This is a genomic window from Chryseobacterium sp. BLS98, from assembly GCF_001045445.1.
GTDB lineage: Bacteria > Bacteroidota > Bacteroidia > Flavobacteriales > Weeksellaceae > Chryseobacterium.
In genome coordinates, this window is record NZ_LFNF01000001.1 from 1,006,035 (window position 1) to 1,019,152 (window position 13,118).

Genomic DNA, 13,118 nt, shown 5'->3' on the forward strand with positions numbered 1-13,118 from the left:
AGTTTCAGAAGTTATTATTAATTAAAAAGTTTGCCGAGGTTTGTAATGTATATTCAGACATCTGGCCGACGAAGACGACACTATTGGAAGAGTATTTTGGAAATGAACTTGTAAAAAAGTTCGAGGAAATGATGGAAAACAATGATGAATTCTACTTCGATACCGAAGAGTTGGAAGATATTATTGTTTATTATTTGGAGCTGGGAGATTTTAACTACGCAGACAATGCTGTTAATTATGGCCTTAAGCTTCACCCGAATTCATTGGATATCAAGATCAAAAGACTTGAGATTCTTCTGGAATGGGAAGATTATAATACCGCAAAAGAACTTATAGACGAACTGAAAGGTTCATCTATGGAAAACACAGACTTTATGGTCTGCTACGCGAAGTATTATTCGAACCTGGGAAATCCCAGAAAAGCCATTGATATCTGCAAAAAAGCATTAGAACTGAAAGAAGAAGAGAACTTCCTTCACAACTTCATTGCAGACGAATATGTAAACTTGGGAGATCCTTTTAACGCTCTTAAGCATTACAGGAAAGCCCTAAAAGAAGATCCTACGGACGAGTATTCACTTGAAAACTGTATGATCTGCTTCAGCGACCTGAATAAGAGCGAGGAGGCTATTGCCTTTCTTAATGAATATTTAGATGAATTTGCCTATTCCGAGACCGCATGGTTCGAGTACGGGCAGTTTTACTTCAACAGAAAGAACTATGAGGAAGCCATCAAAGGATATGATTACCTGCTGGCGATCAATTCAAGTTCTGTAGGAGTATATGCCAATAAAGCGGCCTGTTATGAAGCTCTCGGGCAGTATCAGAAAGCCGTGGAAGTATATGAGGAAATGCTTGAGCTTGAATATACCAAAGCATTTACATTTTATAAGATAGGATTGTGCTACAAAGCACAGAAACAGTCCATAATGGCTCTTAATGCATTTCAGAAATCATTGAGAGAAGACCCTCAGTTTTATTTGTCCATGATGGAGCAGTCTTATCTTTATGAAGAAATGGGAGGTATGAAAGAAGCCCTTCATTTTGCAAAAGAAGCCACCCAGCTTAATGACAGCAACCTTGACTATCAGAAAAGACTGGCCTTCCTGTTCATCGATTCCGGAAAATTTGAAGAAAGCCTTAGCTGTCTTAAAAAGCTGGTAGATGCAGAGCCTTCAAGATTTTACAATTGGTATGCCTATTCGGAAGTACTGATGCTTTTGGGAGAATATGAAGAGGCCGTAACGATTCTGGATAAAGCCATCAAGGTGCATGACAGAGCAGAACTTTATTATCAGCTCAGCAACTGCTATTTCAACTTGAGAAACCCGGAAAAAGGAGCAGAATCTCTTCAGAAAGCTTTAAATATTGATTCTTCACTCGCTACCGATATGCAGAAAAAATATCCGTTCATTAAGGATGAGGTGAAAAAAGTCAAAGCGAAAGTGAAAAAGAAGAATTCTTAAAAAGTTGGGAGAAGGAAGATTGAAGAGATAGAAGTTTATGAAAGTCTTAAATCGAAAGATCTACCTTAATATTCCTTAACAGCTTAAAAATTCTTAATGGTTAAAAGTAACAATCATAAATAAAAAATCCTGCAGCAATGCAGGATTTTTAGTTGATATCAGTTAAATAATATATTTTATTTTTTTATAACGCCTGGTTTTGACCTTAGAAAAATCAGCCCTCCGATAATAACTCCTGCTCCCACAAACTGTAAAAGACTCAGTTTTTCACCATCCAGAAAGCCCCAGATAATAGCAACAATGGGCATCAGCAATGTTACTGTTGAGGCAAACAGTGGTGTAGATACTTTTAATAAACGGTAATTCAGCGTCATAGCCAGTCCTGTTCCAAAGATAGATAGTAAGCTTACAAACATCAGCCCCAGCATATTATCTTCATTAAAAGAGAAGGTTGAAAAGAACCCTGTGAATGCCAAAGCAATAAGGGAAGGGAAAAATAAAACAAATGAGAAAACAAATGCAGATAAAATGGTAGAGGAAACCTCCATCAGTTTAGATTTCACGGTTGTAGTACTCATCGCATAACATAAGGTGGCCAATAACAGCAGTAATATAGGAATCAGTTTGAATTTTCCACCTTCTCCATCACCGCCAAAAGCTAGTAAACAAACCCCAGCAAAGCTTATTAATGTTCCTACAATCTGTTTCTTTGTTGTTTCGAACTTCCATACCAGTGCGCCCACAATAATGACAAAAATTGGCATCATAGAATTGATGATTCCCGCAATACTGCTGCTCACTTCCGTCTCTGCAATCGGGAACAGGAACATAGGAATAAAATTTCCTGTAAACGCAGCCAGAATAAGCCATTTCAAATGTTTTTTAGGAAACAGCTTATATTTCGAGATCGCAACAGGCATCAGAATAATACCGGCAATCAGGACCCTTAGCGCTCCTACCTGATAGGGACTGAAATGCTCAAGAGACTTTTTGATCAGAATAAAAGAAGATCCCCAGATCAGGGTTAATACAATCAGAAGTATCCATTTTTCTTTATTGGCGTTCATTGTTTTTGTGTAAGATTTTTAAAAATTCTTTTTTGGGAATCATTTTGGCGCCCAGGCTTTCAAGGTGTTCGGTATGGGATTGACAATCAATAAGATCTAAGTTGTTTTTGTTCCTTTCTACGAAGTGAATAAAGCCGGCTTTGGAAGCATTGCTTACTTTGGCAAACATGCTTTCCCCACAGAAAACATTGCCAATCTGAAGACCGTAAAACCCGCCGACTAATTCTCCGTCCTGCCACACCTCAATGCTTTTGGCTAAGCCATATTCGTGAAGCTTGATAAAAGATTCCATCAGCTCATCCGAAAGCCATGTTCCCGTCTGTCCTTTTCTGCTGGCCTGCTGGCAATTCAGGATAACTTCTCTGAAACTTTTGTTTTCCGAAAAAGTAAAAATACCTCTGTTTAGGATTTTCCGCATCGATTTGGATACTTTTATTTCATCAGGAAACAGGACAAACCTTGGGTCCGGACACCACCACAATATCTCTTCTCCCGGGTTATACCAGGGAAAAATTCCCAGCTGATAAGCAAACCAAATGCGTTCTATGGACAGATCGCCACCAAAAGCAACCAAGCCCTCATGACCGTCATAAAGCTCAGGATCGGGGAATGAAATCTCGTTTTCGTCTAATCGGACCATTTTTTTGGAAAAAAAATCCCACTTGAGAAAGCAGGATTTATATTGGATCTTATTTTTTAATTAAAAAGGTAAATCGTCATCATCATCTCCAGCGAAAGGATTTTCATTGGATACCGGGGAAGCAGATTGAGACGGAGAAGCTTGTGTAGGTTCAGATCCGTTATCCATAACCTTTTCTACTCTCCATCCTGTAATAGAATTGAAATATTTAGTTTCACCCTGTGGAGAAACCCATTCTCTACCTCTGATGTTGATTCCCACCTTTACAGTCTCACCTTCTCTAAGGTTATCTAATAAACTGATCTTATCAGACAAAAATTCTATGTTTATCGGCTGTGGATACTGTTCCTGAGTCAAAATAACCATTTCTCTCTTTTGAAAGCCGCTTGCAAATGTCTGAGCATCAAAAAGTTTCTTTACCGTTCCTTGTAATTCCATATTGTAATTGTTAACGTTGTAAAAGTAAGAAAATGAAATGTAATAATAGAGGGGGCGGAAAAAAAATGTGTGAATTTTAATTTTTTTTTCTCAAAAGTTTGGAGAAAAAGGAAAAAGTCCTATATTTGCACTCACAAAAACGAAGCAAGCTCTTTAAAATAAACAAACCAGCGGATGTGGTGTAATTGGTAGCCACGCCAGACTTAGGATCTGGTGCCGTGAGGCGTGGGGGTTCGAGTCCCTTCATCCGCACTATGCGAAAATAGCTCAGCTGGTAGAGCACAACCTTGCCAAGGTTGGGGTCGCGGGTTCGAATCCCGTTTTTCGCTCCACACCATGCCCTGGTGGTGGAACTGGTAGACACGCAGGACTTAAAATCCTGTGTCCGTAAGGACGTACGGGTTCAAGTCCCGTCTGGGGTACTAAAACTCTCTGTTGATCTCAACGGAGAGTTTTTTAGTTTTAAAGGTTTGTAAATAGCTGTTTATTTATTCAGTTTTTTGAACGTTTTTATATCTTGGGTTCTTATTTAAAGCAAAATGTTTTATATTTGTAACCACAAAAGGAAACAGATTCTTTGCATAAAAGAATAGACAACCAGCGGATGTGGTGTAATTGGTAGCCACGCCAGACTTAGGATCTGGTGCCGTGAGGCGTGGGGGTTCGAGTCCCTTCATCCGCACCATAAGAAAACTCTCTATTGAATTTCAATGGAGAGTTTTTTATTTTATAGAACTTCAAACAAATCCTTCTCAGAATCAGATATGAAGCTCAAGAATAAGTAAAATTTCTCGAACACAATAATTTGCTAATTTAAAAGCTGAAATGAAATACACGCTTAATCAGATCAATCGAAGATTGATTCCATCTTTGCATTCTTAAAGCTATCCGGCATTCCAATTTAAACTTTGCGTAAGAAAATGCAGCTTTGTTTAGACATAAAACGATAAGATTAATATTTTTATTCAATCTGTACCCAAAATAATATTAACTTCTGTATCTGTATCCTTAAATGAATACCCCATAATTTTGTTATACTAAAACAGAATATTATGGAAACTATTATTCGTAACCATCAACAGCTTCAGTATGCCGAAGTTTATATTTCAGATATACCGTCTTTAAAAAATATTTTTCTGCAGGTACAGAATTCTTCTAAACTCAGTAAGGAATTTGGTGTTCCTTTTCTTTTGGTGAAGAAAAACAATCAGATATTAGGATTTGCAAGCCTTATTATTAATGGAAAAGGAGAGATTTCATTTACCATACATGGAAAAAATGAACTTTCAGATTCTGAAAAAAAGAATTTCAATCTTCGTGCAGAACGATATTTTAAGCAGAATAATTCGGGGAATTTCAGGAATGCAGATCAGCTGAAGAGCAGTATCGAAAGAATGACAGGCTGGCTGAACGTAGGATAAACCTGAAATGAATTTGTACATTTACTTAAAACTCAGGCGTTATGTCAAAAGATGTTCTCTATCTTAAAATAGCAAAATCAGTCACCGAACAGATCAAAAGTGATACACTTCAGTTTGGGGACAGGCTGCCCTCACTCAGAAGTGCCCAGAAACTATATAATGTAAGTCTCAATACCGTCAAGCAGGCATATATGGAGCTGGAAAGCCGTTCTTTAGTGGAATCCCGTCCCAAATATGGCTATTTTGTAAGCCAGACCTCCCAGAGAAAGCTGGCATTACCTTCTGTAGCCCCAATGAAAGGAGCAGAAAGAAAAAACTGTCCCGAAGATCTTATTGATAAGGTATTCGGAACCATCGACGGAACCGATGTTACCCAGTTTGCTTTGGGTATTCCGGGGAAAAGCTTTCTTCCTTTGGCGAAGCTGAAAAAATCTATGATTAATGTGATTAAAAGGAAGAATGATAGCGGGACAGATTATGAACCGGTACAGGGAAACGAGCATCTACGCAGGGAATCTGCCAAATGGGCTCTTGTTCTGGAAGGGAAAATCACGGAAGATGATTTGGTAATCACTTCAGGAGCGATGAATGCAGTATATACCTGTCTCATGGCAGTAACCAAGCCCGGGGATTCTGTTGCTGTGGAAAGTCCGGTTTATTTTGGAGTCCTTCAGGCGATCAAGCAGCTGGGACTGAAGGTGGTGGAAATTCCGACCCATCCGGTTTATGGAGTAGACCTTGATGCGTTGAAAAAAGTTATGCCTACACTTTCTGCGTGCTGTTTTGTGACCAATTTCAATAATCCGCTGGGCTTCCAGATGCCTGATGAGAACAAAAAAGAACTTGTAAGGCTCATCACGGAATATAATGTTCCCCTGATTGAGGATGATATTTATGGAAATCTTTATTTTGGAGCCGAAAGGCCCAAGCCGTGTAAATTTTATGATGAAGCAGGGCTTGTGATGTGGATAGGATCAGTCTCCAAAACCCTTGCTCCCGGCTACCGGGTCGGTTGGGTTGCTCCCGGAAAATTTAAAGAAAAAGTGATCCGCCAGAAATTGGTGCAGACCGTTTGCAGCCCGTCTCTTTACCCGGATGTGATTGCTGATTTTCTTGAACATGGCCGCTACGATCACCATCTGAGAATGTTCAGGAAAAAACTGTATGCAAATTACCTTCAGATTCAGAAGTCAGTAGCGGAGTATTTCCCGGACAATACAAAGGTTTCGGAACCTAAAGGAGGCTTTATGCTATGGCTGGAGCTGGATAAGAGAATATGTACAGAAAACCTTTATGATGAAGCCATGAGTCAGAAAATAAACTTTGCCCCGGGAAGAATGTTTTCCCAATATAACCAATATCAGAACTGTATGCGCCTTAACTATGCCCTGGAATGGACGGACAGGGTAGAAAGTGATCTTGAGAAGCTGGCAAAAATGGTAAAAAAAAGAATTTAATTAAACCTTATAAACGATGAATGATACAAATAATGAAGTGAAAATTATAGCTTATGATCCTCAATATAAAAATGCTTTCAAGGCATTAAATGAAGAATGGATCAAATCCTTTTTCACAATGGAGGCGGGGGATTATAAACTTTTAGACAATCCTGAAGAGCATATTATTAACAAGGGTGGACATATTGTTTTTGCTTTATTAAATAATAAACCGGTAGGAACCTGTGCGTTGGTAAAAATATCAGACCGTCCGCTTAGATTTGAATTATCAAAGATGGCGGTAAGTCCTGAAGCACAGGGAAAGAAAATAGGCTACCTGGTGGGACAGTCTTTAATAGAGAAAGCCAGAGAATCAGGAGCGAAAAATATTTTCCTGGAGACCAACTCTATCCTGGTGCCAGCCATCAGACTGTATGAGAAGCTTGGTTTTAAGCATATGCCTGTATCGGATTCTGCTTATGAGCGTTGCGATACCCAGATGCTTCTGGAATTCAACATTTAAATAAAAAAAGATATCGGAATGGAATAAAATGCCCGCACCGGTATCTTTTTATTCATAATAGCAGCCACCCTCATCCTTTTAACCTTTTAGCCTTGTCCTTTAATTATTCTCCTTTTCTCCCATTCACTCTTTTTTCCCTATTTTTGTGAAATTCCTTATTTCAATGAAAAAGATTATCCTCATCGAAGACGAAACCAGTGTTGTATCTTTTATAAAGAAAGGACTTCAGGAAAACGGCTACGAAGTTTCCGTTGCTTTTGACGGACGTACAGGGGTACAGCTGGTACAGGCAAATGACTTCGATATGGTCATTCTGGATATTATGCTTCCGGAAATGAACGGTCTGGACGTTTGCAAGGAAATCAGGAAAACCAACCAGCATGTTCCGATCCTGTTTTTAACAGCTTTGGGAACTTCCGAAAATATAGTGCTGGGTCTGGAAAGCGGAGGCGATGATTATCTTGTAAAACCATTCAAGTTCATTGAGCTGGTAGCCCGTGTAAAATCGCTGTTAAGAAGAAGCAATGGACTCAATTCTCAGGAAATTCCTGAACCGGAACCTGATAGCGCACATGTTTTCAGGTTTTCGGATCTGACCGTTAATGATTATACAAAGAAAGTGACCCGTGCCGGAGAAGAAATTTCTTTAACTTCTACAGAATATAAACTGCTGCTTTACTTCCTGAATAATCCCGAAAAAGTAATTTCAAGAGCTGAAATTCTGGATGCAGTATGGGGGGTAAATTATGAACTGGGAACCAATGTGGTAGATGTTTATGTAAACTATTTAAGGAAAAAACTGGATAACCAGGATGATAATAAACTGATCCATACTGTGATAGGAATGGGGTATGTGCTGAAAAAATCTTAATAAATGTCTAAAAAAGTTGTCACAAATCAGACCAAAACGATGGTACTCTTAATGTTGGTATTTACTGCCATCATTCTGTTGTTCAGTGGTTTGGTTTACTTTTCAATTGTCAACTTTTCGCACCAGAGATTTTACGAGCTGCTGAAAATCCGTACGGCAACCATTGTTCAGATCGAGAAAAGCAAAGATCACCTTGATCTTCCTGAAAATTATATCCTCAACAGCCTGAATGACGAAGAGCTTCCTATGGAAAGAGATTATGTTTTTGCTGTTCCTACGGATTCCAATTTCAGAAAAATTTCACAGGAAGTTCATATTCCCGATTATTTTTTCAAAAGTATCGTTAAAAAAGGGGAGGCCAATTATAATGATAAAGAGTTTTACTACATCGGGCAGACCTTCAGGTATGAGAACAAGGACTATATTGCCATTGCTTCTGCCAAAAACCATTATGTAATCTACTATCTTGGGTTTTTAAAAAGAACGCTGATCACCTGTATCGTCCTTTCGCTGTTTTTCAGCATGATCTTTTCTTTTTATTTGTCTAAAACCTTATTCAAACCTATCTTAAAGATTACCGGTAAAGTAAAAGAGATCAGTTCCGAAAACCTTCACCTCAGACTGGAGCCACAACCGGACAACAAAGAATTGAATGAGCTTGTAGATACCTTCAATGGAATGCTGAATCGTATAGAAACCTCATTTGAAACCCAAAACCACCTGATAGGAAACGTTTCCCATGAGCTGAGAACACCCCTGACATCCATTATGGGCGAGGCAGATGTTGCCCTTTCTATCAGCAGAACCGCTGATGAATACAAGGAAACCTTAGAAATTATCCTTGACGAAGCAGAAAAACTGGATAAAAAGATCAAAGCATTATTAATGATTGCCCAGACCGGTTTCGATGGAAAGATTCAGAAAATGGACAAGGTAAGGATCGATCAGCTGCTTTGGGATGTAATTGAAACCCTCAGGAAAATTGATTCCAGAAACAATATCTATTTGGATATCAGTATGCTTCCTGATAATCCTAAAAAATTAAAAGTACAGGGAAATGAACAGCTGCTGCATCTTGCAGTTGCAAATATCATCAGTAACGGGTGTAAATATTCTAATTTCCAGCAGGTAAAGGTTTCGCTGGGTGCCACAGATACAGATGTTTATATCATTGTTAAAGATTTCGGGATCGGAATTCCGGAAGTTGAAATGAATAAAATCTATGACCCGTTCTTCAGAGCTTCCAATACCAAAAACTATGAAGGCTACGGAATCGGGCTTCCATTGGCCAGAAACATCGTAAGAATGCATCGGGGCGAGCTGATCGTAAGTTCCCACGAAAACCAGGGAACCACTGTGCAGATGCGTTTTCCTAATTTTTATAGTACACGGCCGGAAGAAGTTTAAAAGATCTGCGAAATCTGCTTAATCAGCGAGAGTAAAATTATTCGGTTCTTCTGTTTGAATTAGCTTTACGGCTTTTTTAAATTATACGGTTTATTCATATTAACTGCTGTTAACAATATTCTAATCTCATTTTAATCTCTTTAATCACATTTTAATTCCATTCCAAAAGGCTTCTAATCTTGCCGCTTTAGTTTTGTAACATCAAAATAAGATAACACAAACCTAAATCTAAAAGATATGACCAAAACCATTTTAATTGCCACGGATTACTCTCTTGAGTCACTGAACATATTAAAAAAAGTACTGAAAGAGAAAGATGCATCGGAAGACCAGAATCAGTATAATATTCTTTTGGTTTCAGGATATGATCCGGGAGACTCTATCAGGGACCTTCTGTTCAATACAAAAAGTACCATTTTTAATAAAATCAGGCCGCAGGAATTCTGTGATGCCTATGGAATCATCAAAAACAAATATCCCCATCTGGTCAATAAGATCGTCTGCGATATTTTCACAGGAAGCTTTCAGAGAACATTCAACAATTATGTGAAAGCAGAAAATATTGAGGAAGCTTATTACTCCCCATCTATTGAGAGTAAAGGAAAGGGCAAATTTGATATTGCTCCTTATATCAGAAAATGCAAAGGTGTTAAGATTCAGGAAATTAAAGTTGAAATTACTGAAAGACTTCCGGAAAGAGGAAAATTGGCTGAAATCTTTGTTGAGGCCTAAAAAAATAGATAAACACAATATTAAAAGAATAAAAAAATGTTAAGAAATTATAGTAACAGCCGAACGTTGGGAGACAATATCAGATTGGGGACGCTGACTGCATTTACTGCGGGTACTATAAATATTGCCTCTCTATTAATATTTCTCTCCTTCACGTCAAACGTAACGGGGCATTATGCCATCTTAGCTGCGGAAATTAGCAAAGGAAACTGGACGCAGGTAGCTGTGGTTGGAGCCTGGATTTTTCTGTTCTTCTTCGGAAGCTTTTTGTCCAACTTCATTGTCATCAACTTTAATAAGAAAAGTAAATATTTTGCCCATGCAATGCCGATCGTGCTGGAAATCATATGCTTACTTTTTGTGGGGATTTACGGCCAGTTTTATTACAAGAAAACACTGGAGGAAACAGAATATCTGGTTGCACTGATGCTTTTTGCAACAGGACTTCAGAACGGTCTTACGGCAAGTATCTCCAATTTCTCGGTGAAAACCACCCACCTTACAGGTACAACCACCGACCTTGGCATTCTGCTTTCTATGTTTACCCAGAAAAAGTACAGAAAAAATGGTGAGCTGATAGGAAGGGCGAAACTACTCATGAGTATTATGGTTGCCTATGTATTAGGAGCGGTATTCTCGGGACTTACCTATTATTATCTTGAATTTAGAGTCTTTTATGTGATCAGCCTTTGTCTTTTGATTGTCATCGGCTATGATGCCTATAAAATCCATATCAGGCATTTCAACACCAAGTATCGTTACAGCAGGATTTATAAAAAACCCAACGTGCTTGCCTACTTATATGATAAAGTTCACGGGATCCCAAAAAGGAAAGAAAAAAGAACACTTGTCTTTGATGAATAAAATAAATAATATCAATATTATTTTTGTGTAAACTAGCTGTGAAGCACTCCTTTTCGATGGTAGAAAAGGGGTGTTTTTTTTCAGGAATTTCAGAGAAAAGGAATTAAATTTTTTCAATGCAAAGTTTTATTATTGACACCGTTCATTTAAAGGCTGCAAAGAAGAGAATCAATCAAAGATTGATTCGATTAAGCAAATGCATTACCCCATAGCTTAATCAGTGGCGTAGCTACGGCCTTGCTCTTCTCTAAATCATAAGTTCTCCAAATAAAACTTTGCGTTAAAAAATAACAGCCTTATTTACCCTATCATTTACCAACTTTTTTAAAACGATTGGAGCCATACGGGATAAGGAAATGTGATTAAAATGTTGATAATTAAATTTTAATTCACGGTTTTAATGTTTTAATTCCGGTTTCCATTGCCTATTTTTGTAAGTTGATTATACGTTTTATGTCAGATATTATTCAGCTTTTACCGGATCATGTAGCCAACCAAATTGCGGCAGGAGAAGTGGTGCAGAGGCCTGCATCCATTGTGAAGGAACTTTTGGAAAATGCGATTGATGCCGGTGCTTCCAAGATAGAATTGATTATCAGGGATGCCGGAAAAAACCTGATCCAGGTGGTGGATGACGGCAAAGGAATGTCTGAAACAGATGCCCGGATGGCATTTGAAAGACATGCTACGTCAAAGATCAAAGCAACAGAAGATATTTTCAAAATTGCCACAAAAGGATTTCGTGGGGAAGCCTTGGCTTCTATTGCTGCTGTTTCCCAGGTTGAACTGAGAACGAAGCAGAATGATGCCAAAATCGGAACCAATATCTACATTGAAGGCGGTGTATTTCAGTTTCAGGACCCGATACAGACTGCCGACGGATCCAATTTCCTGGTGAAAAATCTGTTTTACAATGTTCCGGCCAGAAGAAAATTCCTTAAAAATAATAATGTTGAATTCAGACATGTCATTGATGAATTTCAGCGCGTTGCATTAGCTCATGAAAACCTGGAATTTTCCCTGTTTCATGATGATGAGGCTGTTTTCAGACTGAGAAAAGGGAGTCAGATGCAACGTATTGTGGATGTTTTCGGACGTAAGTTGCAGCCGCAGCTGATTCCTATTAAAGAAGATATCATCTGGTGTAAGCTTCACGGTTTCGTTGCAAAACCGGAAGGGGCCAAAAAATCCAGGGGAGAGCAGTTTCTTTTCGTAAACGGAAGGTATTTCAAAAGTCCGTATTTCAATAAAGCAGTGCAGGAAGCTTTCGAAGGATTGCTTCTGCCGGGTTATGTTCCTACATTTTTCCTTTATCTTGAATTAGATCCTGAAAAAATAGATGTGAATATCCACCCCCAGAAAACCGAAGTTAAATTTGAAGATGAGCACCTGATTTTCGCCCTTCTTCGTTCTACCATCAAAAGATCGCTGGGGATTTACAACGTTTCTCCAAGCCTTGATTTTGATAAAGATCCTGAAATGGATGCCATGATGAATAAACCTTTCCCAAGCAAAGGAAACGGCGGCGGGGGAGTCATCAGGATGCCGGAAATTATCGTGGATAAAGACTATAATCCATTTATTGAAGAAAGAAATGTACGTCCCGAAGAAATTCAGAATCTTACGGAAATGTATCATCAGAATATTAATATTACAGCAGAACCTTCCAAGATCAATTTATTTGAAGATGAAGATTTTGATGAGGACCTGATGAGGTTGCCCAATGGCTATTGGCTGTTCAATAAAGGCGACGTTACCCTGATGCTCGATCTTGGAAGAATGCACAGGCTGGTCGTTTCCGAAAATAATAAAACGTCAAAAAAACCGAACGTTAACCCAAACAGTCATACGCTGCTCTTTTCTTTAGAGTATCACATGAACGAAATAGAAAAGAATAAATACAATTCTTTTAAAAAATTTCTTCCTGAGCTCGGGTTTGACATGAAAATTGCACATGAAAGCGTACTGAGAATAGATGCCCTTCCGGAAGGTCTGAAAGAAACCCAGGCGATGAAATTTCTGGAAAATCTTTTTGAGATCCTGGAGTATAAAACGGAAGAAGAATTTATGCAGTTCTATCTCAACCAGTGGAACAAAATGCAGTCTAAATCAAGATTTGATTTCATCTATAAAAAAGATGCGGAACAGATGATCAAAGATTTCACCGCTTTAGGCTTCCCGGAATTTTTACCGGATGGCAAAAGATGCTTTTATGAAGTTCCGTTTAATGACTTTAAAAACAAATTTTAAAAA

The 13,118-nt window shown here is 38.5% G+C and carries 12 protein-coding genes and 4 tRNA genes; 13 read left to right on the top strand and 3 right to left on the bottom strand.

The genetic code is table 11. From position 1 onward, the window contains the following. Window positions 1-83 precede the first annotated feature (83 nt). On the top strand, window positions 84-1,466 hold the full coding sequence (locus ACM40_RS04510) for a tetratricopeptide repeat protein (RefSeq protein ID WP_048501591.1): 1,383 nt from the start codon (window positions 84-86) through the stop codon (window positions 1,464-1,466). A gap of 176 nt (window positions 1,467-1,642) precedes the next feature. Here ACM40_RS04510 and ACM40_RS04515 read toward each other — a convergent pair whose 3' ends face one another. Genes ACM40_RS04515 through ACM40_RS04525 form a run of 3 tightly spaced genes read right to left on the bottom strand, consistent with a single transcriptional unit; the run spans window position 1,643 to window position 3,611 of the window. Beyond that, complete coding sequence (locus ACM40_RS04515) at window positions 1,643-2,533, bottom strand: DMT family transporter (RefSeq protein WP_048501592.1); 891 nt, start codon at window positions 2,531-2,533, stop codon at window positions 1,643-1,645. After that, window positions 2,520-3,173: a leucyl/phenylalanyl-tRNA--protein transferase gene (aat, locus tag ACM40_RS04520; RefSeq protein ID WP_048501593.1), complete on the bottom strand. Its 654-nt coding sequence runs from the start codon at window positions 3,171-3,173 to the stop codon at window positions 2,520-2,522. The genes ACM40_RS04515 and aat overlap by 14 nt, the downstream gene beginning before the upstream one ends. A gap of 60 nt (window positions 3,174-3,233) precedes the next feature. Beyond that, window positions 3,234-3,611 carry a DUF3127 domain-containing protein gene (locus ACM40_RS04525; RefSeq protein ID WP_040992893.1) on the bottom strand — a complete coding sequence of 126 codons (378 nt, stop codon included), beginning with the start codon at window positions 3,609-3,611 and terminating at the stop codon, window positions 3,234-3,236. Window positions 3,612-3,781: 170 nt separating this feature from the next. Between ACM40_RS04525 and ACM40_RS04530 the strand changes: the two genes are divergently transcribed. The 12 genes from ACM40_RS04530 (at window position 3,782) to mutL (ending at window position 13,115) form a co-directional block, all read left to right on the top strand. Then, window positions 3,782-3,863: transfer RNA gene (locus tag ACM40_RS04530), tRNA-Leu, on the top strand. Between the two features lie 4 nt (window positions 3,864-3,867). Further along, window positions 3,868-3,943: transfer RNA gene (locus ACM40_RS04535), tRNA-Gly, on the top strand. A gap of 6 nt (window positions 3,944-3,949) precedes the next feature. Next, a tRNA-Leu gene (locus ACM40_RS04540) sits at window positions 3,950-4,033 on the top strand. Between the two features lie 178 nt (window positions 4,034-4,211). After that, window positions 4,212-4,296: transfer RNA gene (locus tag ACM40_RS04545), tRNA-Leu, on the top strand. Window positions 4,297-4,663: 367 nt separating this feature from the next. After that, the gene (locus tag ACM40_RS04550) at window positions 4,664-5,032 is read left to right on the top strand and encodes a hypothetical protein (RefSeq protein WP_048501594.1); all 369 of its coding nucleotides are present in this window, start codon (window positions 4,664-4,666) and stop codon (window positions 5,030-5,032) included. Window positions 5,033-5,073: 41 nt separating this feature from the next. Further along, a complete protein-coding gene (locus ACM40_RS04555; protein ID WP_048501595.1) occupies window positions 5,074-6,489 on the top strand; it encodes a PLP-dependent aminotransferase family protein in 1,416 nt (471 codons plus the stop codon). Between the two features lie 16 nt (window positions 6,490-6,505). Then, the gene (locus tag ACM40_RS04560; protein WP_048501596.1) at window positions 6,506-6,991 is read left to right on the top strand and encodes a GNAT family N-acetyltransferase; all 486 of its coding nucleotides are present in this window, start codon (window positions 6,506-6,508) and stop codon (window positions 6,989-6,991) included. Between the two features lie 163 nt (window positions 6,992-7,154). Further along, window positions 7,155-7,862, top strand: a complete 708-nt coding sequence (locus ACM40_RS04565) for a response regulator transcription factor (RefSeq protein ID WP_048501597.1) — start codon at window positions 7,155-7,157, stop codon at window positions 7,860-7,862. A gap of 3 nt (window positions 7,863-7,865) precedes the next feature. Further along, window positions 7,866-9,269, top strand: coding sequence for a sensor histidine kinase (locus ACM40_RS04570; RefSeq protein WP_048501598.1), 1,404 nt, complete (start codon window positions 7,866-7,868; stop codon window positions 9,267-9,269). A 237-nt stretch (window positions 9,270-9,506) separates the two neighbouring features. Further along, window positions 9,507-10,001 carry a hypothetical protein gene (locus tag ACM40_RS04575; RefSeq protein WP_048501599.1) on the top strand — a complete coding sequence of 165 codons (495 nt, stop codon included), beginning with the start codon at window positions 9,507-9,509 and terminating at the stop codon, window positions 9,999-10,001. Window positions 10,002-10,037: 36 nt separating this feature from the next. Then, window positions 10,038-10,865: a YoaK family protein gene (locus ACM40_RS04580; RefSeq protein ID WP_048501600.1), complete on the top strand. Its 828-nt coding sequence runs from the start codon at window positions 10,038-10,040 to the stop codon at window positions 10,863-10,865. A gap of 453 nt (window positions 10,866-11,318) precedes the next feature. After that, the gene (gene mutL / locus ACM40_RS04585) at window positions 11,319-13,115 is read left to right on the top strand and encodes a DNA mismatch repair endonuclease MutL (protein ID WP_048501601.1); all 1,797 of its coding nucleotides are present in this window, start codon (window positions 11,319-11,321) and stop codon (window positions 13,113-13,115) included. The last annotated feature ends 3 nt before the right edge of the window (window positions 13,116-13,118 follow it).

Bases quoted from the DNA above. Each gene is read 5' to 3' on its own strand.
- aat (WP_048501593.1), bottom strand. From the start codon at position 3,173: ATGGTCCGATTAGACGAAAACGAGATTTCATTCCCCGATCCTGAGCTT.
- ACM40_RS04575 (WP_048501599.1), top strand. From the start codon at position 9,507: ATGACCAAAACCATTTTAATTGCCACGGATTACTCTCTTGAGTCACTG.
- ACM40_RS04550 (WP_048501594.1), top strand. From the start codon at position 4,664: ATGGAAACTATTATTCGTAACCATCAACAGCTTCAGTATGCCGAAGTT.
- ACM40_RS04555 (WP_048501595.1), top strand. From the start codon at position 5,074: ATGTCAAAAGATGTTCTCTATCTTAAAATAGCAAAATCAGTCACCGAA.
- ACM40_RS04580 (WP_048501600.1), top strand. From the start codon at position 10,038: ATGTTAAGAAATTATAGTAACAGCCGAACGTTGGGAGACAATATCAGA.
- ACM40_RS04565 (WP_048501597.1), top strand. From the start codon at position 7,155: ATGAAAAAGATTATCCTCATCGAAGACGAAACCAGTGTTGTATCTTTT.
- mutL (WP_048501601.1), top strand. From the start codon at position 11,319: ATGTCAGATATTATTCAGCTTTTACCGGATCATGTAGCCAACCAAATT.
- ACM40_RS04570 (WP_048501598.1), top strand. From the start codon at position 7,866: ATGTCTAAAAAAGTTGTCACAAATCAGACCAAAACGATGGTACTCTTA.
- ACM40_RS04560 (WP_048501596.1), top strand. From the start codon at position 6,506: ATGAATGATACAAATAATGAAGTGAAAATTATAGCTTATGATCCTCAA.
- ACM40_RS04525 (WP_040992893.1), bottom strand. From the start codon at position 3,611: ATGGAATTACAAGGAACGGTAAAGAAACTTTTTGATGCTCAGACATTT.
- ACM40_RS04515 (WP_048501592.1), bottom strand. From the start codon at position 2,533: ATGAACGCCAATAAAGAAAAATGGATACTTCTGATTGTATTAACCCTG.